The following is a 23,256-nucleotide window of genomic DNA, read 5'->3' as shown; positions in this document are numbered from 1 at the left end:
CGCCCTTCCCCCGCCGTATTCGCCGTGTTAACCGGATGGCCTGCGAGCGGCGGTAGCCCCTGTAGAATGTCCTCCAGCAAGCCCGATTCGCTGTTGAAGCCGCGCGAGATATGTTTCGAACATTTACCCTGACAGGTCTTGCGGCGCTTCTGGCCGCCACCGCACTGACGGCTGCGACGCCGGCGCAGGCGCAGATCGGCACGATCTTCTCCGATCCGCCGCCGCTGCGGCCGCCCGGCACCATTCCGCGTGGCCAGCCCCAGCCGCAGCCGCAGATCCCCGATGACGACGAAGAGGTGCCGGAGCTGCCGCCGCAGGGCCGTGTGCTGCCGTCACGTCCGATGGCGCCACCGCCGGGCCGGCAGGGCAATGTGATGCCGGGGCCGGTCGAGACCCAACCTCTGGCGCCGCCGCCCGGTTCTAGCGCCGCTCCGCCAAACCAGCCGCCGCCCGTCGCGGTCGCTCCGCCCAATCCGCAAGGCGCCCCGGGTGCGCCCGGTCAGCGCCAGCCACAGCAGAAGGGCGGACCGGGCGGCGCTGTCCCGCAGACGCCGGCGAGCCTTCAGCCGGGCGACGAAGTCGTCACCGAGCCGCCGGCCCAGAAGATCGTGAACAAGAAAGCGACCTTCTCCGGCCTCGACAAGATCACCGGGCGCATCATCAACTTCGACGAGGAGATCGGCGAGACCGTGCAATTCGGGGCGCTGCGCGTCAAAACCGACGCCTGCTACACGCGGCCGGCGACCGAGGCCGCCAACACCGACGCCTTCGTCGAGGTCGACGAGATCACCTTGCAGGGTGAGGTGAAGCGCATCTTCTCGGGCTGGATGTACGCGGCAAGTCCGGGCCTGCACGGCGTCGAGCACCCGATCTACGATATCTGGCTCACCGACTGCAAAGAGCCGCAGCAAACGATTGCGACCGCGGCACCGGATCCCGGCACCAAGCCGGCACCGCCGCCGCCCGCGCAGAAGAAGGCCGCGCCCAAGCAGGTGCAGCAGCGTCCGCCGCAGCCGTTACCGCCGATCCAGCAGCAGCAGCCGGCACCGCCGCCACCTCCTCCGCCGCCCGAGCAGCGGCCGGGTCTGTTCGGTTTCCCCGGGTTTGGCCGCTAGGCCAAATCCCGCGGGGTTTGGTCGATAATCCGGTTATTGCCGCGCGGCGATGATCTCGAGCGCGCGCGCGCCCGGGATCGCTTCGCCGGCCGAGAGCCTCAGGAAATCGCCAGGCTCGCCCGCGAGCGCCTTGTCGAGCAGCGCGGTGTAGCGCCGCCGCGAAATCTCGGCCGCGCCAAAACTCTTCAGGTGTTCGGTGACATATTGGGTGTCGAGCAGCTCGAAGCCGCCATGGATGAGCCGCGCGACCAGATGCACCAATGCGACCTTGGAGGCATCGCGTGCGGTGTGGAACATGCTTTCGCCGAAAAAAGCCCGGCCCAGGCTGACGCCGTAAAGGCCGCCGACGAGGTCCTCGCCCTGCCAGGCCTCGACGCTGTGGCAATGGCCGAGCTCGTACAGCCCGCCATAGAGGTCGCGGATGCGCTTGTTGATCCAGGTGTCCTCGCGCCCGGCTTGGGGTGCGGCGCAGCCGGCGATCGTGGCCTTGAAGGCGGTATTAACGGTGACGCGGAATGAATCCGAACGCACGGTGCGCGCGAGCCGCGAGGCCACGCGAAATCCGTCGAGCGGGATGACCCCGCGCAACTCCGGCTCGACCCAGAACAGGGTCGGATCATCGGCGCTTTCAGCCATCGGAAAGATGCCGCAGGCATAGGCGCGCAGCAGCACGGCTGGCGTGATTTCAGACGGGGCAGAGTCGCGCGAAGTCATGGCGCGCCATAATAGCAGGATCGCAAGGCGGGTGCGATGGGCGGTGCGGATCAGTTCGCTGCGGCAGCAGCCGGCTTGCCGGCGGCAGCCGGGACACGGCGGAACATCAACATGACGCGGGTTCCTGAATGGTTGGGGTCGCGCTCGACCGAAGCGTCGAGCTTGCTGGCCATAGCTGCGACGATACGCTGGCCCATGCCGGTGGAGCGCGGATCGGCCTTGACGTTGTCGCCGACGCCATCGTCGCTGATCGACAGCAGGAGATCGTCGCCCTGCGAGGTCAGCTCCACATGGATCGGGCCGGCGCCGTCAGGGTAGGCGTATTTTACCGCGTTCATCACCAGCTCGTTGACGATGATGCCGACGGCGACTGCACGGTCCGGATCGATCTCGATCGGTTCGGCCTTCAGCGTCAGGCGCGACATCCGGTTGCCCTCGGCCGAGCGGCGCAGATCCTCGAGCAGCGAGTCCAGATACTGGTTCAGGACCACGCTCTTCAGGTCTTGCGAGGTGTAGAGGCGGCGGTGCACTTGCGCGACTGCGGCCACGCGGCCCATCGCATTGGTCAACGCAGCCTTGACCTCGTCCTGCGCGGCGGAGCTGGCCTGCAGGTGCAGGAGGGAGGCGATGATCTGCAGCGAGTTGCCGACGCGGTGGTTGACCTCGCGCAATAGCAGCTCGCGTTCGGCTGCAAGAGCAGCGTAGCGGTCGCGCGAGGCATGGATCTCGGCTTCGGCTTCCTCGCGCGCCTTCTGCAATTCGGCTTGGCGCAGCGCGCCATCGGCCGCGACGTGAAGCAGGGGAATGAAGTCGCCCTTGACGTCCTTGACGAGATAATCGGCCGCGCCCGCCTTCAGCGCCGTCACCGCGATGCTGGAATCCTGCGAGGCCGTGACGAAGACCACCGGCGGCGCGCCCGGGATCGCCATGATCTGCTCCAGCGTTTCCAGTCCGTCGAGGCCGGGCATGTATTGGTCGAGCGCCACCACGTCGATACCGCCGGTCGTGGCCGCGCGGCGGATGTGCTCGAGGCCTTCCTCGCCGCTTGCGGCGTGAACGACCTTGTAGCCGCGCCGTGTCAGGCCGCGATCGACCAAGCGCGCCAGCGCCCCGTCATCGTCGATGTAGAGCAGTGTGGGCGTACGTTGATTCATGGGGCGGCGGGCGGGACCTGGATGACCGAGAAGAACAAGCCGAGCTGCCGGATGGCATTGGCGAAATTCTCGTAGTTCACGGGCTTGGTGATGTAGACGTTGCAGCCGAGCTCGTAGCAGCGTTTGATTTCCTGGGAATCGTCGGTGGTGGTCAGCACCACCACGGGCGAGGCCTTCAGGTATTTGTTCTCCTTGATCTGCTTTAAAATGTCGATCCCGGTCATGTCGGGGAGGTTGAGATCGAGCAGGATCAGGAGCGCATTGCCTTTTTGCACGAGCCCGCTGCCGTCGGGCCCGAACAGGTGCTTCATCGCCTCAGTGCCGTTGGCAAAGGAGATGATCTCGTTGTTGACGCCGGACCTCCGGATGTTCCGCTCGATCAGCCGCGCGTGGCCCTCGTCGTCCTCGATCATGATGATGGTGACGGGTTGAGTCATTGATCCGCGTTCCGGTTGCTGGCGTTCCAGGTGATGGGCAGCGTGATGGTGAACGTGCTGCCCGTATTCAGTTCCGATGATACCGACATGGTGCCGCCGAGGCGACGCACAAGTGCACGCACATGCGCAAGACCGATGCCCTGACCGGGCTTGTCCTGGGTTCCGGCGCGGCGAAACAGGTCGAAGATCCGCTGGTGGTCCTTGGCGTCGATGCCGCGGCCGTTATCGCTGATCTCGAAGATAGCGTAGCCGAGCTTGGTGCGCCCGCGGATTCTGATCTCGCCGGGGACGCCGGGCTTGAGATATTTGATGGCGTTGTCGATCAGATTGGAGAAGATCTGCTCCAGCGCCAGGCGGTCGCTGACGAGATCCGGCAGCGGGGCGATGTGGATCTCGGCCTGCGCTTCGGCGGCCTGATGCGCCAGCGTCGACACGATGGCTTCGATCAGCTCGCGCGTGTCGATCTTTTCCGGCTGGAACTCGCGCCGGCCCTCGCGGGTGAGATTGAGGATCGCCGAGATCAGGCGGTCCATCTTGGCGATCGACGACTTGATGAAGCCCAGCGCTTCGGAAAAATCGTCTGACAGCTGCTTGTCCGGACCTTCGAGTGCGATCTCGCCGTCCGGCAACGGCGGCCCGTCGGCCGGGACATGGGTGAGGCTGCCGATACGGCGGAAAATGTCGCCGCCGAGCTCTTCGAGCTCACTGGTGAAGCCCATGATGTTAACGAGTGGCGAGCGCAGATCGTGGCTGACGATATAGGCAAAGCGCTGGATCTCGTTGTTGGCTTCGCGCAGATCGGCCGTGCGTTCGTCGACCACGCCCTCCAGATTGACATTGGCATCGCGCAGGCGCGCCTCGGCATCGTCGCGGGCAAGGGCCGAGCGCCGCACCAGCCAGATCGAGATCAGGGCCAGCAGCACGACGAGGCCGGAGCCGATGCCGGTCATCGACGCGGCCAGGGTCTGGCTGCGGTCCGAATTGACCGTTCGCAGCCGGAATAGCCGTTCCTCCTCCTGAATCATCCCGGTCGCGACATTGGCGATCGCGGCCGTGGTGTCCGTGGAGGCGATCTCGCGGACCAGCGCTGCGGCCTTCTCCGGCTCGCCGCGCCGGATGAAGTCCATCTCCTGCACGAACTGGCCGAGCCTAGTCTCGATCGCCGCGCTCAGCTTCTCGATGCTTTGGCGTTGCTCCGGATTGTCGCCGATCAGGCGCGTGAGCCTGTCGAGAGCCGGGACGATGGCCGCCACGGCCTTGTCATGGTCGACCTTGAAATCCTCGCCTTGTGTCAGAAGGTAACCCCGGGCGGTGCTCTCGGCGCGGCGGATTTCCAGCAGGAGGGCGTTGATCTGGTTCTCCGCCTCGATGGTGTGAATCACCCATTTGCTGTCGTCTCTCGCCTTGTTGACGAGGTAGACGGAGCCGGCGCTGATCACGGTCAGCACCAGGAGACCGGCCGCGAACAGCAGGATCTGCCAGAATCTACGCCGCCGCTGCGCGTCAGCGATCACGACGGTCTCGCTCGATCAGGCTTGCCGGACTTCAAAACGCCCCCTCGGAACTGTCCCCATCGTGCCAAACGCGATTAGGGCCAAAGGGTTCCACGGGAAAGGACGGCTACTTCGGGGCGGGTTCCGCCTTGTTGGCGAGATATTGTTCCAGCCAGTGGATGTGATAGTCGCCGTTGATGATGTCGTCTTCGCGCACCAGAGCGCGGAACAGCGGCAGGGTCGTCTCGATGCCCTCGACCACCATCTCGTCCAGCGCCCGGCGCAGCCGCATCAGGCACTCGCCGCGGGTCTTGCCGTGCACGATCAGCTTGCCGACCAGCGAGTCGTAATAAGGCGGGATCGTATAGCCCTGATAGACTGCGGAATCGATCCGCACGCCGAGCCCCCCGGGCGGGTGATATTGCGTGATGCGGCCGGGCGAAGGACGAAAGGTCTGCGGATTCTCGGCGTTGATGCGGCACTCGATCGCGTGGCCGATGACCTGGACCTCGTCCTGCCTCGCCGGCAGGTCGCCGCCGGCGGCGATGCGGATCTGCTCCAGCACGAGGTCGATGTCGGTGATGCTCTCGGTGACGGGATGCTCGACCTGGATGCGGGTGTTCATCTCGATGAAGTAGAACTCGCCGTCCTCGAACAGGAACTCGATCGTGCCGACGCCGAGATATTTCATCTCGCGCATCGCCTTGGCGCAGGTCTCGCCGATCTTGGCGCGCGCAGCCGCGGTCAGCACGGGCGAGGGGCCTTCCTCCCAGACCTTCTGGTGGCGTCGCTGCAGCGAGCAGTCGCGTTCGCCAAGATGAATCGCGCCGCCGCGGCCGTCGCCGAGGATCTGGATCTCGATGTGACGCGGCTTCTGCAGATATTTCTCGAGGTAGACGGAAGCATCGCCGAAGGCGGATTTGGCCTCGTTGGCGGCCGTCGACAGCGCGACCTGAAGATCGGCCTCGCTCTCGGCCACCTTCATGCCGCGGCCGCCGCCGCCCGCCGCGGCTTTGACCAGCACGGGGAAGCCGATCTTCCTGGCGATCGCCATCGCGTCGTCGTTGTGGCCGACCCCTCCGTCGGAGCCGGGCACCACGGGAATGCCGAGCTTCTTGGCGGTCCTCTTGGCCTCGATTTTGTCGCCCATCAGGCGGATGTGCTCGGCCTTCGGGCCGATGAAATGCAGATTATGCTCAGCGAGGATTTCGGCGAAGCGCGCGTTCTCCGACAGGAAGCCGTAGCCGGGATGCACGGCATCGGCCCCGGTGATCTCGCAGGCCGCGAGCAGCGCGGGCACGTTGAGATAGCTGTCCTTGGAGGCCGGCGGCCCGATGCACACGCTCTCGTCCGACAGGCGCACATGCATGGCGTCGGCGTCGGCGGTTGAATGCACGGCGACGGTCGCGATCCCGAGCTCCTTGCAGGCCCTGAGGATGCGAAGGGCGATCTCGCCGCGATTGGCTATGAGGATCTTGTCGAACATGGTGTCCTTATTGGACTGACGCGCGGAAAGCGGCGAGGGCGATGAGACCGCCCTCGAACGTCACTCAATGATCACGAGCGGCTCGCCGTACTCGACCGGCTGGCCGTCCTCGATCACGATCTGCGTCACCGTGCCGGCGCGCGGCGAGGGGATCTGGTTCATGGTCTTCATGGCTTCGATGATCAGCAGCGTCTGGCCGACCGAGACCTTGCTGCCGACCTCGATGAACGGCTTGGCGCCGGGCTCCGGCGCCCAATAGGCGGTGCCGACCATCGGCGAGGTCACGGCGCCGGGATGCTTCGACAGGTCGGCAGCGGCAGGCGCGGCGGCAGCTGCGGCCGCCGGGAGCGCGGCGGGGGCAGCTGCCATCTGCATCGGCATGGTCGCGGCGACGCTGATATTGCGGGCGACGCGCAGGCGCAGGCCGGCACGCTCGATCTCGATTTCGGTGAGGCTGGTCTCATCGAGCAGCAAGGCGAGCTCGCGGACGAGGGCAGAATCCTCGCTGGAAAACTTTGCGGCTGCTTTGTCGTCTGGCTGGCGCGCCATGTTGTTTGATCCGAATGTTCTGTGTGAAGGGGAGCGTCAGGCTTTGGGCTTGATGCCGAGCTTGGCGGCAAGGCCCTGGATGGCGAGGCGGTAGCCCTCGATGCCGAAACCGCAGAGGGAGGCGAAGGCCGCGCGCGCGGTGTAGGAGTGATGTCGGAAATTCTCGCGGGCGTGAATGTTGGTGACGTGCACTTCGACCGTCGGGATCTGCACCGCGAGCAGCGCGTCGTGCAGCGCGATCGACGTGTGCGAATAGCCGCCGGCATTGATGATGATGCCCTTCATCTTGCGGGCGTGTGCCTCGTGGATGAAGTCGATCAGCTCGCCTTCGCGGTTGGACTGCCGGCAGTCGGCCTTGAGGCCGAACGTCGCCGCCGTCTCCCGGCACAGCGCCTCGACGTCGGCCAGCGACGCATGCCCGTACTTCTCGGGCTCGCGCGTCCCCAACATGTTGAGGTTCGGCCCGTTCAGGACAAGGATCGTGTCGGTTGCTGGTTCGGCCATTCCAATCCCGCAAGAGCTGCTTCAGCGTGGCGGGGGTTATAGGTAACAAAGCGCGTGAGGGGAAGCCTTGAAGGACCTCCGAGGTGGCTTCAGATACCTCATCCGGGGTGCAAAAATCTGTGTGGAAGCTACGGAAATTGCTTGTTAACCAGTCCGAAGCATGGCTGCCGGCCGAACGGCAAAGGGGCGGGCGTTGCTGCCCGCCCCCGATGGTTGCCGGGTATCGTCTTACGTGTTCAGGACAGCCACGATCTCATAGGTGTCCGGATTCACGATCACGATCTCATCCTTGACCAGGACGTAGCGATAGGTCCGCCATTCCGGATAGATCGTCACGACGCGGGACGGCAGGGTGTGCAGCTCAATACCCTCGCGCGGAATGCGGGTGCCGACCGAGATCGAGAAGTTCACGTTGGTCACCGGACGCACGTGCTCCTCGCGGATCACCGAGGTGATCTGCGTGCGTTGCTCGGTCGAGAGCTTGGCGCCCGCGCCGGCCTGACCGACCGTCGTGTTGGTGCTGCTCTGACCCTGCGCGTTCTGGTTGGAGCTGGTGCCGGTCTGACCCTGCGCGTTCTGGTTGGTGCTGGTGCCGGTCTGGCCCTGAGCGTTCTGGTTGGTGCGCGTCTCGGTACCCTTCTGGTTCTCGGCATTGTTGGTGCTGCTGGTGCCGCTCTTGGCGCCCTCAGCCTTCATGTCCTTCTGGTCCTTGGCGCCGGACTTGCTCGTGTCCTGACTCATGCTCTTGGACTTGTCCTGCTGACCCTGCGCGCGTTCGTCGGTGTGCTGGCCCTTGGTGGCGCCGGACTTGTCCTCAGCCGCGTTCTTGTTCATCTCGCGGCCGGAGTGCTCGTCCTTTGTTGCGCCGGAGGATTTGTCCTCGGCGGACGTGCCGGACTTCATGCTGCTGGAGCCGCCGGCCTGGCCGACGGTGCCCTTCTCATGGGCGGATTCCTTACCCATCGAGCCGCCGCGTTCGGCGGCGCCGCCGGAGGGCTGCGAATGCTGCGTCTGCGCACCACCGGCGCCGCCACCGCTGTCGCGGTTCATGGTGCCCTGTGCGTTCGCCAGACCGGTGCCCGCGACGAGCGCGAGTGTGGCAACCGAGATCATAAAGCGGTTAGACATGGAATTCTCCTCACGGGTTCATTTGCGTCATTGCCCGCGCCGACAACGAAAGGAGATTTGAGTTGTTCCGGAACTTCGGTGGTTCCGAGGCTTTTGTTTGTTGAATGCCAGATGAATGCGCGCGCCAAATTTCGGCGCAATGAAAAGGCCGGCTTTTCAGCCGGCCTTTTGCATGCGTGAAGTTGTAGAGCAGATCGCTGATCAGCAAGTCGCCTTGTTAGCAGGTCGCCTTTTTAACAGGTCGCCTTGCCGCAGCGGGCCACAGCGATCTTTTCCTTCAGGCTATCGACACCGACGGCGCCGACAACGATCTGCTTGCCGATCACGTAGCTCGGCGTGCCGTTCATGCCCATTGCTTCGGCGAGCTTGAAGTTCTCCTCAATGGTGCTGCGCACCTCGGCGCTGCCGATGTCCTTCTCGATTCGAGCGGTGTCGAGGCCAGCTTCCTTGGCCGCCTGAAGTGCGCGCGCCTTGTCGGCCGCGCCACGACCGCCGAGCAGCTTCTGGTGGAAGTCGAGGTACTTCTTGCCGGAGGGATCCTGCATGCGCACCGCGACGGCGACCTGGGCCGCTTCGACCGAGCCCTGGCTCAGTACCGGAAACTCCTTCAGCACCACCTTCAGCTTCGGATCGGCCTTCATGAGGGTGAGCATGTCGTCCATCGCGCGCTTGCAGTAGCCGCAATTGTAGTCGAAGAACTCGACGAAGGTGACGTCGCCGTCCTTGTTGCCGAGCACGACCTGGCGCGGAGAGTTGAAGATCGCATCGGAATTCTGAGCGACGCTGGCCTCGTGTTTCTGCGTCTCCGCCGCGGCCTGGCGCTTGGTGAGCTCGGTCATCGCTTCCTCGAGCACCTCGGGATGGGTGACGAGATAGTTCTTGATGATCGCCTCGATGTCCGTGCGCTGGGCATCGGAGAAGCTGTCGGCCGACGCGGGCGCGGCTGCGCCGAACATGGCGAGCGCAAACAGCGCGGGAGCAAGCAGGCGCAGCGAAGGCATAGGCAAATCCTCTTATCCAAAGCAGGTTTCGGAAAACGTCCCGGCGGACTTAAGCTCGGTGTCGTGACGTCGTTTCGTAAGGCGTCGTGGCGTAAGGCGTCGTCTTGTAAGATCGTCTTGGTCTTGTCAGTTGCGCGGCGGTTTCGACGCCACGATGTCGTCGGCCTTGACCCATCCGGGCGTGCCGACGGCGAAACGGGTTTTCGCGCGCGTCGCAAGCTCGCGGGCGGTCTTGTTGTCGCCGCGCAGATAGGCGGCCTGCGCCGACGCCAGATCCGCCTCGGCATAGTCGCCTTTCCGGCCATACGCCATCGCGAGCTGCATGTAGCCGAGCACGGCCTCCGGTTCCCGTGCGACCGCGGCCCGGAGAATCCGAACGGCGTCATCGGTGTAGGCCTTATTATCGGACCCAACCAGAGCCTGCCCAAGTAACATCTCGATGAGGGGCGCGTTGTTCGAAAGTGCGACAGCCTTGCGCAGGGCCGGGATCGCCTCCGCCGGCTTGCCGCCCTCCAGCAGCGCCTGGCCGCGCACCTCGTAAAAATACGCGTTGTTGGGCTGGACCTGGATCAGCGCGTCGATCTGGGTGAGCGCGCTGCGCAAATCCCCGTGCAGATAGGTGCTGATGGCGCGGGCATAGCGCGCCGGCATGCTGTCGTTGGTCAGGGGATAGCGGCGGTACACCGTTTCCGGCCGCTCCATGAAGGCGGAGATCTTGGCGCGCACCATGTCGTGGCGCAGCTGGAGCGCGGGATCGTCCTTTTTGTCCCAATAAGGGCTGGCGCTGGCGAACTCCTGCAGTGAAGCGACGCGCTCGGCGGGCATCGGGTGCGACTGGAGATAGGGATCGGCGCCGCGCGCCGCGAACAGGCTCTCGCTGGTGAAGCGCTTGAAGGTTTCGTACATGCCCCTGGGCGACTGCTGGGTCGCTGTCAGGAATTTCACGCCGGCGCGGTCGGCGTTCTCCTCCTGCTGGCGCTGATAGGACAGCAGCGTCCGGCGGATCATCTCCTGCGGGCCGGCGAGGGCGGCGGCTCCTGCATTGGCAAGGCCATTGTTACCGGCGCTGCCGCTGCCGCGGGTGCTGCCCACGGCCATCGCGCCGGCGCCGAGCAGCATGGCGATGATCATCTGCGTCTGGGCGTTGGCGAGCTGCTCGCGCAGCTTGGACAAATGGCCGCCGGCCAGATGCCCGGTCTCGTGCGCGAGCACGCCGATGATCTGGTTTGGCGTTTCCGACTGGAGGATCGCGCCGTAATTGACGAAGATGCGGCGGCCATCGGCGACGAACGCGTTGAACGAGCCCTCGTTGACGATCACCATCTGGATGTTCTGCTTCTCCAGGCCGGCGACGCGCAGGATCGGGCGGGTGTATTCGCGCAGCAGCTGCTCGGTTTCGGTGTCGCGCAGGACCGGCGGCCCCTTGGCCTGCGCATGCGCGGCCGAGAACGGCGTCAGCGCGATCGCAGCCGCCGCGAGGAGGGAGATGAGGGCGGTGGCCTTCTTGCGCAATGTGATCTGGAACAACATCAAGCGGTCTGGGTCAAACGGTCTTATCAGCAGGCTGGTCAAGCATTCTTGGTCGAGCAGTCTTGGTCGAGCAGTTTCGTGATTGGTTTTGGCGATTGGCGGCGGACCGGATACGCGATATGCCCTTTTGAGCCGTTCCCCTTATGAGCCGTACAATGCGGCCAGTCTGGGGCGCAAGCACCCCGTTTTTCCCGGGTCGGACGGATCGGCCCCGCCAGCGAATAGCAGAAATCGATGCACGATGCGACCTTGAGGAACCGGTTGGGGCAGTGGCTCGCGGCCTCCCGCCGCAGCGATGTTCCCCCGTTCATGGTGATGGACGTGATGGCCGCGGCGGCCCGAATCGAGGCGGCCGGGGGCCATGTCATCCACATGGAGGTTGGCCAGCCCGCCGCCGGCGCGCCTAAGACCGCGATTGCAGCCGCCCATGTGGCGCTCGAGGCCGGGCGGATCGACTATACCTCAGCGCTCGGCATCCCCTCCTTGCGCGAGCGCATCGCGCGGCATTATCGCGATGCCTATGGCTGTGACGTCAGCCCCGAGCGGGTCGTAGTGACCACCGGCTCCTCCGGCGGGTTCATTCTGGCTTTCCTGGCGATGTTTGAGCCGGGCGACCGCGTTGCCGTGACGGTGCCGGGTTATCCGCCGTACCGTCATATCCTTACCGCGCTCGGCTGCGAGCCGGTGCTGATCGAGACCACGAACGAGACCCGCCATGCGCTGACGGGCGAGGCGCTGCTGGCCGCCCATCGCAAGGCGCCGCTGAAGGGCGTGCTGGTCGGCAGTCCCGCCAATCCGACCGGGACGATGATGTCCCGCGAGGCGCTCGCCGGCCTGATCGCTGCGGCGGAAGACGCCGGCATCCGTTTCATCTCGGACGAGATCTATCACGGGCTCGACTACGCGTTTCCCGCCGTGACGGCTGCGGCGCTGTCGGACCACGCGCTCGTGATCAACTCGTTCTCGAAGTATTTCTGCATGACGGGCTGGCGCGTCGGCTGGATGGTCGTGCCCGAGATTCTGGTGCGGCCGATCGAGCGGCTGCAGCAGAACCTGTCGATCTCGGTGCCGTCGCTGTCGCAGATCGCGGCCGAAGCGGCCTTCGACGGCGCGGCCGAGATGGAGGAGATCAAGCACGGCTATCAGGAAAACCGGCGCATCCTGATCGAGGGATTGCCCAAGGCCGGCCTGACCAGATTTCTGCCGGCCGACGGCGCGTTCTATCTCTATGCGGACGTCTCGGATTTCACCTCCGACAGTTTCGAGTTCGCCAAGCAGATGCTCGAACAGGCCCATGTCGCGGTCACGCCGGGCCTCGACTTCGATCCCATCCATGGTCGTTCATTCATACGGCTCTCTTATGCGCGTTCGGCTGCGGAGATGCGGGAAGCAGTTGACCGGATCGCTCACTGGCTTAAATAGCCGCCAGTTTTCGCCCGCCTTCTGGAGTGCAACTTGTCTGACCGTTCCCTCCCCTCTACCGCCACGCATTCTCCTCTCGCCGCATTGATGTGGCCGATCCGGCCGGGTGAAACCGTCGGCGCCTTGCGCGCTGTCGTGCTGATTGCGCTCGGCACCGCCTTAATGGCGCTGTCAGCCAAGGTGAACCTGCCGCTGCCTTACGTGCCCATGACATTGCAGACGCTGGTCGTGTTGATGATCGGCGCCGCCTACGGCTGGCGGCTTGGCAGCGCAACCATGATCGCCTACCTCGCCGAGGGTGCAATGGGCCTGCCGGTGTTCGCCGGCCCCGTTGGTGGAATTGCACCGCTGGTGGGCCCGACCGCGGGCTATCTGTTCGGCTTCATTGGCGCCGCCTTCGTCACCGGCTGGCTCGCCGAGCGCGGCTGGGATCGCAGCGTAACGCTGCTGTTTGCGGCCATGGCGGCCGGCCACATCCTCATTCTGGCCGCGGGCTTTGGCTGGCTGGCCTTCGGTCTCGGCCTGGGCGCCGCAAAGGCGTGGCAGGTCGGCCTGATGCCGTTCGTTGCGGCGTCGCTGGTCAAGAACGCGCTGGGCGCGACGTTGATGCCGGCGATACGCCGGGTGGTCGATCGCGGGTAAAGCGCGCAATATCGAGCAGTTCCGATTGACAGGGCCGGCCAAGTTGATCTTGGCTGGCTTGGCGTTTTGAGGGGGAGTGAAACAATGACGACGACAACGATGGTGGGGGCGCCGGTCGCGCCGCCCGCCGCCAAGCCGTGGTACAAGGTACTTTATATCCAGGTGCTGATCGCGATCGTGCTCGGCGCCATCGTCGGCTGGCTCTGGCCGTCGGTCGCCACCAATGAGTGGATCAAGGCACTCGGCGACGGCTTCATCAAGCTGATCAAGATGGTGATCGCGCCGATCATCTTCTGCACCGTTGTCTCGGGCATCGCCCATATCCAGGACGCCAAGAAGGTCGGCCGCATCGGCGTCAAGGCGCTGGTCTATTTCGAGATCGTCTCGACCTTCGCACTGGTGATCGGCCTAGTCATCGGCAATCTGGTGAAGCCGGGTGCGGGCTTCGGCGGTGCCGCCGCCAATGCGCAGGCCGTCGCCAACTACGCCAAGCAGGCCGAAGGCCAGAAGTCGGTCGACTTCGTGCTGCACATAATTCCGGACACCGTCGTCGGCGCCTTCGCGCAAGGCGAGATCCTGCAGGTGCTGCTGTTTTCGGTGCTGTTCGGCTTCGCCATCATGGGGCTCGGTGAACGCGGCCACACCATCCGCTCGTTCATCGACGACGCCGCGCATGCGGTGTTCGGCGTCATCTCCATCGTGATGCGCGCAGCCCCGATCGGTGCCTTCGGCGCGATGGCCTACACCATCGGCAAGTTCGGCACCGGGGCGATCCTCAACCTGGTCGGCCTGATCGCGACGTTCTACCTGACCGCGGCGCTGTTCGTATTCGTCGTTCTCGGAATCATCGCGCGCTTCGCCGGCTTCTCCATCTTCAAGTTCCTCGCCTACATCAAGGACGAGCTGCTGATTGTGCTCGGCACCTCGTCCTCGGAAAGCGCGTTGCCGTCCTTGATGGAAAAGCTCGAGCGCCTCGGCTGCTCCAAGTCGGTGGTCGGCCTCGTGGTGCCCACGGGCTATTCGTTCAATCTTGACGGCACCAACATCTACATGACGCTGGCGACGCTGTTCATCGCGCAGGCGCTGGGCTTCGATCTCACCTTCGGCCAGCAGCTCACCATCCTGGTGGTGGCGATGCTGACCTCGAAGGGCGCCTCCGGCATCACGGGCGCGGGCTTCATCACGCTGGCGGCGACGCTCGCCGTGGTCGATCCGCGCCTCGTGCCGGGCATGGCGATCGTGCTCGGCATCGACAAGTTCATGAGCGAGTGTCGCGCGCTGACCAATCTGTGCGGCAACGGCGTTGCCTGCGTGATCGTCGCCTGGTGGGAGGGCGAACTCGATCGCGACAAGCTCAACGCCAACCTCGCCCGGCAGATCGATCCGACCGACATGGAAACGGCGGTCACGACGGATTGATCTGCATGTGGCGGTGCCGAGCGCCGTCAGATGTTGAAATAATAGGGCTGGTCGAGATCCTCGATCAGCCCTTTTTCTTTCGCTGCGAGGGCTTAGAACCGCTCCGGCCGGTACGGCGTGGGATCGATCGCGGGCGTTTCGCCGCTCATCATCTCCGCGAGCAGGCGGCCGGTCGCGGGTCCAAGCGTAAAGCCCTGGTGGCCGTGGCCGAAGTTCATCCAGAGGCCGGCATGGCGTGAGGCAGGGCCGAGCACCGGCAGCATGTCGGGCGTGCAGGGGCGGGTGCCGAACCATGGGTCGGGCTCGACCCGCTTGCCGAGGTCGATCAGCTCGCGCGCGGAAGCTTCCGCGCTGGCGAGCTGCACGGGCGTTGCCAGCGCGTCCAGGCCGGTCAGCTCCGCGCCGGTGGTGATGCGGATACCCTTCGCCATCGGACCCATGGCGTAGCCACCGGCCTTGTCGACCAGCGGCAGATCGAGCGAGGCGCCGCCGCTGTAATGCATGTGGTAGCCGCGCTTGCGCACCAGCGGGATGCGATAGCCGAATTTGAGCAGGAGATCGGGCGACCACGGCCCGAGCGTCACGACGGCGTGGGCGGCGTCGACGCGCCCATGGTCTGTCTTGACCGACCAGCCGGTGGCGGTCTGCTGCAGGCTTTGGGCATCACCGAGCACGATGGTGCCGCCGAGGCGCTCGAACAGATCGGCATAGGCCGTGACCAGCGCGCCGGGATCGGACACGGTCCAGGTGTCGAGCCAATGGATCGCGCCGGGCAGGTCGTCGCGCAGGACAGGTTCGGCCTTGGCGAGCTCGGCGCCCGAGAGCGCACGAAACCTCACGCCGAATTCGCGCTGGTCTTCTTCCGCCGCCTTGACGGCGAGATCGAACGAAGCTGCGTCGCGATGCAGGTGCCGGTATCCCGCGCGGCGGATCAGATTGTCGGCGTGGGCTTCGCGAATGAGGATGTCGTGCTCCGCCGTCGCGTAGGCGATCAGCCGCGCCCAGGCGTCGATCGCCTCACGATGCCGCTTCGGCGCCGAATGCCACCAATAGCGAAGCAGGGGCTCGATATGGAGATGAAGCGAAGACAGGCTGTAACGCACGTCGTTGGTGCGGCCGGTCGCGATCTTCAGGAGCGTGGCGAGGTCGCGCGGCATCGGGTAGGGGCGCACCGCTTCCGCCTGGATCATGCCGGCATTGCCGTAGCTGGTCTCTCGGCCCGGCTCTCTGCGGTCGATCAGCGTGACGGACCAGCCACGCTGCTGCAGGTGCAGCGCCGCGCTGACGCCGATCATGCCGCCGCCGAGGACGATCGCGCTTTGCATCGGAAGAAATTCTCCTGTCAGGCTGTCTGCGGCGTGAGCTTCGGCTCGGCCGTGTTGATGGTCGCGGCGACCACGGCGGACAACGCCGTCATCGCCACGAGGAAGCCGAAGGCGGCATCGAACGATCCGGTTCCGGTCACGATGAAGCCGATGGCCACGGGTGCGACGAAACCCGCGCTCTGGCCGCCGAGATTGACCATGCCGATGCCGGATCCGATCTGGTCGTCGCGGAGCAGCTTGGTCGGAAGCGCAACCACCGAGGCCAGCACGAAGGATTTGAAGAAATAGACCACCGACTGGTAGGTGATCAGCATCGCGATCGTCTCCGCCTTGTACATGGCGTAGAGGAAGATGCCGGTCAATGCGGAGGCGCCGATCAGCAGATATTTTTCGCGCTCGGCGAAGAACGTCGTCATCACCCAGCCGCCGATCGCGGTCGCGATCGTCGCCATCACGAACGGGATCGGCGCCACGATGCCGACAGTCTTGAGGTCGAGGCCGCGCTGCTGGAGCAGATAGAGCGGCATCCAGGAATCCAGGCCCTTGTTGACGCAGCTGAGGCCGAACCACACCACCATCAGCTGCCACAGCAGCGGATTCTTCATGAGCTCGCGCATCGGTGCACGGTTCTCGGCCTTCGTCCCCGACGGGGTCGGATCGTTCGCGCCCGGGCGGCCCAGATACGGGACGAAGACGAAATAGGCGACTGCGAAGACAATGCCCGCGATGCCGATCGCGTTGAAGGCATGGCGCCAGCCGAGCCAGAGGATCAACGGCGCCATGATGAGCGGCGCGATCATGCTGCCGGCATAGTTGGACGACAGCAGCAGCGCCGACATCTTCGGCCGGCTGTCCTTCTTGAACACCTCCGCGACGGCGCGGATGCTCGCCGGCGGGAAGCCGCCCTCGGCGATGCCGAACATGAAGCGGATCGCGATCAGCGAGGTGAGTGACCAGGCAAGACTGGTGAACGCCGTGAACAGCGACCACATCACGATGGTTATGATCACCACATATTTCGATCCAAAACGGTCGGAGAGCCATCCCCCCGGCACCTGCATCGCGGCGTAACCGAGGAAGAACGCGCTGATGACGATGCCGAGATCTGCGGCCTGGAGGTTGAAGTCCTTGCCGATCTGGGCCAGTGCCAGCGAGATCGCGGCGCGGTCGACATAAGAGATGCAGTAGGCGACGTAGAGCAGGACGAATGCGATGACGCTGGTCTTCCTCGGCAATTCCGTCATCCTCGTCTCCATTGCGCTGCCAGGGCTGGTTTCGGTCGTTCCCGAGTTCAGGTCATTCCCAAGTTCTTCATTCCCAAGTCAGGAAGCCGGGTGCAGCCGACAACGGCGGCGCCACGGCAAGCCGGGCCAGATCGGGCGCAGGCCGGCACAATTGCGCATCGCTTGCGAACGCTGCTTCGAGGCTTGCGGCCACCGCGAGCACGGCGGCGTCGCCGCCACGCCGACCGACGATCTGCAGGCCGAAAGGCAGCCCGGCTTCATCGAGGCCGAGAGGAATGCTGATGGCGGGATGGCCGGGAAGCGTGACGGCATAAGCGAGCGCCAGCCAATGGAAGTAAGATTTCGTTGGTACCCCGTCGATCTCCGCGGGATGCGGCTCCGACCACGGCCGCGGACTGAGCGTGATGGTCGGGCTGATCAGCACGTCGCAGCTTTCGAAGAAGCTTTGCCAGGCGCGATAGATCCGCGTTTGCGTCGTTGCGGCGCGCGCATGGTCTTCGAGCGTGTAGCCGAGGCCTTCCTCGACATTGGCGCGGACATTGGGCCCGAGCATCTCGGGCCGCTCCTTGTAGTTCTTGCCATGTGTCGCCAGGAACATGCCTGCACGCAGCACGGCGAAGGCGTCGTCGGCGCCGGAGCAATCCGGCGTCGCCTCGCGGGACTCGGCGAAGAGGGGGGCAAGCTTGCTCACGCGCTGACGGAACACGCGCCGGATCGCCTGCTCGGTCGGGGCGAAGCCGAAGTCTTCGGTGAAGGCGAGGCGCAGCCTGCCGAGTTCTGCGGGGCGCGGCGCGGCCCAGCGTTCGGCACGCGCGCGCACGGACTCGCCGGGCAACGTATAGGCGAGCGGATCCCGGGCATCGTCGCTCGCCATCACCGACAGCATCAGCGCGGTGTCGGCGACATTGCGCGCCATCGGCCCGTCCGTCGACAAATTGGACCAGCCGAACACGCGCTTCTCGCTGGCGACAAGGCCGTAGGACGGACGCATGCCGACAATGCCGGCGAAGCCCGCCGGATTGCGCAATGAGCCGCCGGTGTCCGACCCCGAGGCGAGCGGAGCCATGCCGCAGGCGAGCGCCACCGCCGAGCCGCCGGAGGAGCCAGCCGCCGAGCGCATCGGATCGAACGGGTTGCCGGTCGCCCCGAACACCGGGTTGCGGGTGTTGCCGCCGGCCGCCCATTCCGGTGTGTTGGTCTTGCCGAAGATGATGGCGCCAGCCGCGCGCAGTCGCGCGACCGAGGCTTGGTCGGCGAGCGGGACGTTGTCCCTCAGCAATGGGCTGCCATAGGTGGTGCGCAGCCGAGCGGTGTCCTGGGTGTCCTTGATGAGAACGGGGAGCCCTTGGAGGGCGGCATGATCCTCGCCGCGCAGGATGGCGGCCTCGGCTTCCTTGGCTGCGGCGCGAGCGCCCGATACGTCCAGTGTCACGAGGGCGTTGACGGCAGGATTGACGGCGGCGATCCGCGACAGGCACGATTCCAGCAGCTCGACGGGCGAGATGTCCCTGGCGGACAGGCGGCGGCGCAGCTCAACGGCGCTGGAATCGCAAAGTTCGGACAATGCCAATCCCTTTCAAAATTTGAAAACGGTTTAGCATATCGGAAAGTGAAGCCCGCGCACCAATATTTGTCAGAACCGGGCGCTTTATGCACAAATGCTAGTTTTCCTGCCCAAATGCCGCCCAGATGCGGAACCTGGGCCGGCTTCAGCCGAAAAGATTAGGTGGATCGGTCAACAATTTTTCCGCCGCCGTGATAGCCTCGCTGCATGAGCGAGATCATGACGACGCCGGAGGGCGTGAACTCCCAGCTGGGCCAATGCCTCAAGGCTGCCCGCCAGGCGCGGGGGCTGACGCTCAAGCAGGTGGCGGAGCGGACCGGCATGGCGCTGTCGACCCTGTCCAAGGTCGAGAACGGTTTGATGTCGCTGACCTACGACAAGCTGCTCCAGCTCACCTCCGGCTTGAAAATGGAGATCGCCGAGCTGTTCAATCCGGTGCCCCCGCGTCCCGAGCAGAGCAGGCCGGTCACGGCGCGACGGAGCATCAGCCGCGCCGGGCAGGGGCAGGTGATCACGACCGGATTCTACACCTACACTTATCAATGCACCGATCTGATCGGCAAACGCATGGTACCGATCCTGGCCGAAGTCCGGGCGCGCTCGCTGGAGGAGTTCGGTCCGCTGCTGCGCCACGCCGGCGAGGAATATTTCGTGGTGACGAGCGGACGCGTTGCCGTCCACACCGAGTTCTACGCGCCGGAGATCCTGGGCGAGGGCGACGGCATTTATCTCGACAGCACCATGGGCCACGCCTACCTCAACGCCGGCGAAGCGCCTTCTGCGCAAGGCGTCTGCCTTTGCACCAGCGAGGCGCCTGACCTCTACGATCAGCTCCGCCGGATTGCATCGCGCGACGTGGCACCGTTCGAAGGCGATCCACCGTCGCTCTGACGTCGGCAAAGAGAGCGCGGAACGAAAAACGCCCGGCCGAAGCCGGGCGTTTTTGATTGGGGCTTGTTTATTAGCCCCCGCCCAAGCGGCGCGACCACCAGCCGGCACGACGAGGTGCGGCCGAGGTTTCGCTTGTCGCTGCGGGCGCGGGCTCCGGAGCGGGGGCGGGCGGGGCAACCGGCTCGGCCGCCTGTGCAATCGGTGTCGGTTCACTCTGGCTGCTCGACAGGAAGCTCACCTTTTCCCGAACCGTCGAGCGGCGTCGTGCGGCCTTGTCGTCGGCGTGCTCTTCGTCCGCGGCAGCAGGAGGCGGCTCAGGCTGGGCCGCTGCCTCGATCTTTGCCTCGGCGCGCGGCTCAGGCTGGTTGACCTGGGGTTCAGAGGTGTGCTCGGCCTGCGCGATCGAGGGCGCAGCCTCGCTGCCAAAACCGTCGAAATCGGCGACTGCGTCGGTCGCTTCCGACGGTGCATTGGCAGCGAGCTCGTCGCTGATGGAGCCGGCGAGACCTTCCTCGCCAGGACCGCGACGGCGGCGTCCGCCACGGCGACCACGCCGGCGACGGCGGTCGGCGCTGCCCTGCTGCTCGCCACGGGCTGCCTGTTCCTCGCCTTCCTCGCCGTCCGGCTCGGCCTCGGCATCCTCTTCGCCTTCGCCGGCTGCCATGGCCGTCTCGGCAATAACGGGAGCGCCATCCTCGCGCGTCTCCTCGTCGCGCGGGCCACCGCGACCGCGGCGGCGACGGCGACGCTTGCGGCGCTGGCCGTCCTGCTCGGTAACGGCGTCGCCTGCGGTCTGCTCCTCGGCGAGACCTTCAGTCTCCTCGGTCTCGACCTCGGATTCGGTCTCCGGATCGAACTCCTCGTCGTCATAGGCCTCTTCGACCAGGGGCGGCGGGCTTGCGGCCGCCTGCGCCGCCAGCAGAGCCTTGGCGGCTTCCAGCGTATGCACCTGCTCGCCGCGGTCGATGACATAGGCCTGCGGTCCGCTGACGCTCGGGTCGGCGATGACCGACAGCGTGACCTTGAAGCCGTTCTCAAGGTCGCGCAGATGGCCGCGCTTGTGGTTCAGCACATAGAGCGCGACGTCGGTGCGGGTGCGGACCACGAGGTTGTGGGTTGCGCCCTTCATCAGGATCTCTTCGAGGCCGCGCAGCAATTGGAGCGCAACCGAGGACACCGAGCGGACATGGCCGGTGCCACCGCAATGCGTGCAGGGATCGGTCGAGGATTCCAGCACGCTAGCGCGGATGCGCTGGCGTGACATCTCGAGCAGGCCGAAATGCGAGATGCGTCCGACCTGGATCCGCGCGCGGTCCTGCCGGAGGCAATCGGACAGCTTGCGTTCGACCGCGCGGTTGTTGCGCTTCTCGTCCATGTCGATGAAGTCGATGACGATCAGGCCGGCGAGGTCGCGCAACCGAAGCTGACGCGCAACCTCCTCGGAGGCCTCGAGATTGGTCTTGAGCGCGGTATCTTCGATATGATGCTCGCGCGTCGAACGGCCGGAGTTGACGTCGATCGAGACCAGCGCTTCGGTCTGGTTGATCACGATGTAGCCGCCGGAGCGCAACTGTACGGTCGGCGAGAACATCGCATCCAGCTGGCTTTCGACGCCCATCCGCGAGAACAGCGGCTGGCCGTCGCGATACTGTCTCACCGCGCTCACATTGGCGGGCATCAGCATCTTCATGAAGTCGCGCGCTTCGCGGTAGCCGGCATCGCCCGCCACCTGGATCTCGTCGATCTCCTTGTTGTAGAGGTCGCGCAGCGAGCGCTTGATCAGCGAGCCTTCCTCGTAGACGAGGGTCGGGGCCTGCGACTTCAGCGTCATGTCGCGCACCGTCTCCCACATGCGGATCAGGTACTCGAAATCGCGCTTGATCTCGGGCTTGGTGCGGGCGGCACCCGCCGTGCGCAGAATGATCCCCATGCCCTCGGGCACGTCGAGATCCTGCACCACTTCCTTCAGGCGCGAACGGTCCTGCGCGCTCGTGATCTTGCGGCTGATGCCGCCGCCGCGCGCGGTGTTCGGCATCAAAACGGCATAACGGCCGGCGAGTGAGAGGTAGGTCGTCAGCGCCGCGCCCTTGTTGCCGCGCTCTTCCTTGACGACCTGCACCAGCATCACCTGGCGACGCTTGATGACTTCCTGGATCTTGTACTGGCGGCGGGGACGGAAGGTGCGCTCCGGCACTTCCTCCAGCACATCGTCGCCGCCGACGGATTCAACGACGTCCTCTTCGGCTTCCTCGTCGTCCTCGTCTTCGTCGTCATCCTCGGCCGTCGCTTCGGAGTCGTGATGCGGAGCCTGCGCACTCTCACCTGCGGCGTACACGGCGTCGGCAGGCTCAGTAGCCGATGTCACGGCCTCGGCAAGATCGTGAGCGTGCGCGTCGGAGGCAAACTCCTCCGGCTCGGCAACGGCCTCGGTGGCGACCGCGGGCTCGGCGCCGATCGCCGCGACAGGCGCCGGTGTCTCGTCGGCATGATCATGGTCGTGATGATCGTGCTCGCCATGATGATCGTGGTCGTGATGATCGTGCGCGTGATGATCGTCACCATGGGCATGATGATGGTCGTCGTGGTCATGCCCTTCGTGGTCATGTGCTTCGTGGCCGTGATGATCGTGGCCTTCGTGCTCGCCGTGATGCTCTGCGTCGGCGTGCAGGTGCTCGCCCTCGTGCGAAGCGCCCTCAGGCAGGGCCTCGCCCTGGACCTGCCGGGCCGCGGGATCGCCTTCGACGACCTCGCTGCGGACGCGCTCGCCATGGCTACGGCGGCGGGAATTGCGGTGGCGGGAGCGGCGGCGGCCCTGGGAGCGGTTCTCGCTCTCTTCCTCGGCCTCGCGATGGGCCTGCTCCTCGGCTTCGATCAGCGCCTGCCGGTCGGCAACCGGAATCTGGTAGTAGTCGGGATGGATTTCGCTGAAGGCGAGGAAGCCGTGGCGGTTGCCGCCATATTCGACGAAAGCCGCCTGGAGCGAGGGTTCGACCCTTGTGACCTTGGCGAGGTAGATATTCCCGCGCAGTTGCTTGCGTTGCGCGGTCTCGAAATCAAACTCTTCGACGCGATTGCCGCGGACCACGACGACCCGGGTCTCTTCCGGGTGGGTGGCATCGATCAACATCTTGTTGGGCATGTCTTAACTCTTGGCGGCGGCGGGCGCGATTCACCGTGGGCGCCATCAGCGCTGCCGGGTGACGCGACGGTCCACCTGATTCGGGGGTGAGGGGAAGGCCGAAACACCGTCTCTCGCGCCTTGCCGAACCGAAAGCCGGAGGACCGAAGCGGCGCGCGGAATTGTCACTCCGCAGCGTCGCGAATGGTCCTTCAGAATTGGTCGGCACAGTCTGGCGCATCAAGCGTCGGCCCGTATGAAACATTGGGCGGCGGGGCCGCCCCTCAATCAGTTGCTGTTGGCCAGGCATGGCGCGAGCGCGCTCGCCTTGGGGTATTACGAACCGCTCCCTTGGGATTAAGGGACCGGGTAACGGGTTGCGCCGCTGTCAGAACCGTCCCGGAAACGTGTTGGTAACCGAGGACCGTTCCGCCGCCGGGGCTTGCCCCGCTCCACCTTGCTGCCGCGCACCGCGCTGGACTTAGAGGGGAACGGAAAAACGCTGGAATTCCCAAACCTT

Annotated in this window: 18 protein-coding genes and 1 pseudogene; 5 read left to right on the top strand and 14 right to left on the bottom strand. The window is 65.3% G+C overall.

Annotation, left to right across the window (positions count from 1 at the left end):
• Positions 1-66 precede the first annotated feature (66 nt).
• A pseudogene (locus AC0L23_RS01680) lies at positions 67-1,115 on the top strand (DUF2155 domain-containing protein).
• 33 nt (positions 1,116-1,148) lie between these two features.
• Here AC0L23_RS01680 and aat read toward each other — a convergent pair.
• The 10 genes from aat to AC0L23_RS01630 all read right to left on the bottom strand — a co-directional run bounded on the left by aat (position 1,149) and on the right by AC0L23_RS01630 (position 11,111).
• On the bottom strand, positions 1,149-1,829 hold the full coding sequence (gene aat / locus AC0L23_RS01675; protein ID WP_026232743.1) for a leucyl/phenylalanyl-tRNA--protein transferase: 681 nt from the start codon (positions 1,827-1,829) through the stop codon (positions 1,149-1,151).
• 50 nt (positions 1,830-1,879) lie between these two features.
• Positions 1,880-2,983, bottom strand: a complete 1,104-nt coding sequence (locus AC0L23_RS01670) for a sensor histidine kinase (RefSeq protein ID WP_018454486.1) — start codon at positions 2,981-2,983, stop codon at positions 1,880-1,882.
• On the bottom strand, positions 2,980-3,420 hold the full coding sequence (locus tag AC0L23_RS01665) for a response regulator (RefSeq protein ID WP_018454485.1): 441 nt from the start codon (positions 3,418-3,420) through the stop codon (positions 2,980-2,982). The genes AC0L23_RS01670 and AC0L23_RS01665 overlap by 4 nt, the downstream gene beginning before the upstream one ends.
• Positions 3,417-4,934: a sensor histidine kinase gene (locus AC0L23_RS01660; protein WP_085353526.1), complete on the bottom strand. Its 1,518-nt coding sequence runs from the start codon at positions 4,932-4,934 to the stop codon at positions 3,417-3,419. Before AC0L23_RS01660 ends, AC0L23_RS01665 begins: the two co-directional genes overlap by 4 nt.
• 106 nt (positions 4,935-5,040) lie before the next feature.
• Positions 5,041-6,399 (bottom strand): acetyl-CoA carboxylase biotin carboxylase subunit, encoded by a 1,359-nt coding sequence (gene accC / locus AC0L23_RS01655; RefSeq protein WP_085353525.1) that lies wholly within the window; start codon positions 6,397-6,399, stop codon positions 5,041-5,043.
• Between the two features lie 60 nt (positions 6,400-6,459).
• Positions 6,460-6,948, bottom strand: a complete 489-nt coding sequence (gene accB, locus AC0L23_RS01650; RefSeq protein ID WP_007591611.1) for an acetyl-CoA carboxylase biotin carboxyl carrier protein — start codon at positions 6,946-6,948, stop codon at positions 6,460-6,462.
• Positions 6,949-6,984: 36 nt separating this feature from the next.
• Entirely contained in the window at positions 6,985-7,452 is a 468-nt protein-coding gene (aroQ, locus tag AC0L23_RS01645) for a type II 3-dehydroquinate dehydratase (protein ID WP_007591609.1), read from the bottom strand.
• 228 nt (positions 7,453-7,680) lie between these two features.
• The gene (locus tag AC0L23_RS01640; RefSeq protein ID WP_085353522.1) at positions 7,681-8,580 is read right to left on the bottom strand and encodes a DUF1236 domain-containing protein; all 900 of its coding nucleotides are present in this window, start codon (positions 8,578-8,580) and stop codon (positions 7,681-7,683) included.
• A gap of 233 nt (positions 8,581-8,813) precedes the next feature.
• Positions 8,814-9,581: a DsbA family protein gene (locus AC0L23_RS01635; protein ID WP_018454480.1), complete on the bottom strand. Its 768-nt coding sequence runs from the start codon at positions 9,579-9,581 to the stop codon at positions 8,814-8,816.
• 126 nt (positions 9,582-9,707) lie between these two features.
• The gene (locus AC0L23_RS01630) at positions 9,708-11,111 is read right to left on the bottom strand and encodes a M48 family metalloprotease (protein WP_085357769.1); all 1,404 of its coding nucleotides are present in this window, start codon (positions 11,109-11,111) and stop codon (positions 9,708-9,710) included.
• Between the two features lie 234 nt (positions 11,112-11,345).
• Between AC0L23_RS01630 and AC0L23_RS01625 the strand changes: the two genes are divergently transcribed.
• The 3 genes from AC0L23_RS01625 (at position 11,346) to AC0L23_RS01615 (ending at position 14,594) form a co-directional block, all read left to right on the top strand.
• Positions 11,346-12,533, top strand: a complete 1,188-nt coding sequence (locus AC0L23_RS01625; protein WP_018454478.1) for a pyridoxal phosphate-dependent aminotransferase — start codon at positions 11,346-11,348, stop codon at positions 12,531-12,533.
• 87 nt (positions 12,534-12,620) lie between these two features.
• Positions 12,621-13,175: a biotin transporter BioY gene (locus tag AC0L23_RS01620; protein WP_018454477.1), complete on the top strand. Its 555-nt coding sequence runs from the start codon at positions 12,621-12,623 to the stop codon at positions 13,173-13,175.
• Between the two features lie 84 nt (positions 13,176-13,259).
• Positions 13,260-14,594 carry a dicarboxylate/amino acid:cation symporter gene (locus AC0L23_RS01615; RefSeq protein WP_018454476.1) on the top strand — a complete coding sequence of 445 codons (1,335 nt, stop codon included), beginning with the start codon at positions 13,260-13,262 and terminating at the stop codon, positions 14,592-14,594.
• A gap of 92 nt (positions 14,595-14,686) precedes the next feature.
• Here AC0L23_RS01615 and AC0L23_RS01610 read toward each other — a convergent pair whose 3' ends face one another.
• The 3 genes from AC0L23_RS01610 to AC0L23_RS01600 all read right to left on the bottom strand — a co-directional run bounded on the left by AC0L23_RS01610 (position 14,687) and on the right by AC0L23_RS01600 (position 18,727).
• Complete coding sequence (locus AC0L23_RS01610; RefSeq protein WP_085353519.1) at positions 14,687-15,919, bottom strand: NAD(P)/FAD-dependent oxidoreductase; 1,233 nt, start codon at positions 15,917-15,919, stop codon at positions 14,687-14,689.
• Positions 15,920-15,936: 17 nt separating this feature from the next.
• Positions 15,937-17,163 (bottom strand): MFS transporter, encoded by a 1,227-nt coding sequence (locus AC0L23_RS01605; protein ID WP_085353518.1) that lies wholly within the window; start codon positions 17,161-17,163, stop codon positions 15,937-15,939.
• Between the two features lie 67 nt (positions 17,164-17,230).
• On the bottom strand, positions 17,231-18,727 hold the full coding sequence (locus AC0L23_RS01600; protein ID WP_085357771.1) for an amidase: 1,497 nt from the start codon (positions 18,725-18,727) through the stop codon (positions 17,231-17,233).
• A gap of 207 nt (positions 18,728-18,934) precedes the next feature.
• Here AC0L23_RS01600 and AC0L23_RS01595 point away from each other — a divergent pair, with 207 nt between their 5' ends.
• A complete protein-coding gene (locus AC0L23_RS01595) occupies positions 18,935-19,618 on the top strand; it encodes a helix-turn-helix domain-containing protein (protein WP_085353517.1) in 684 nt (227 codons plus the stop codon).
• A gap of 70 nt (positions 19,619-19,688) precedes the next feature.
• Here the strand turns inward: AC0L23_RS01595 and AC0L23_RS01590 are convergent, their stop codons facing one another.
• A complete protein-coding gene (locus AC0L23_RS01590) occupies positions 19,689-22,757 on the bottom strand; it encodes an Rne/Rng family ribonuclease (RefSeq protein ID WP_473356759.1) in 3,069 nt (1,022 codons plus the stop codon).
• Positions 22,758-23,256: the final 499 nt, after the last annotated feature.

The organism is Bradyrhizobium sp. MI1.4 (assembly GCF_055811315.1).
This window is presented reverse-complemented; position numbering and strand designations above follow the sequence as displayed.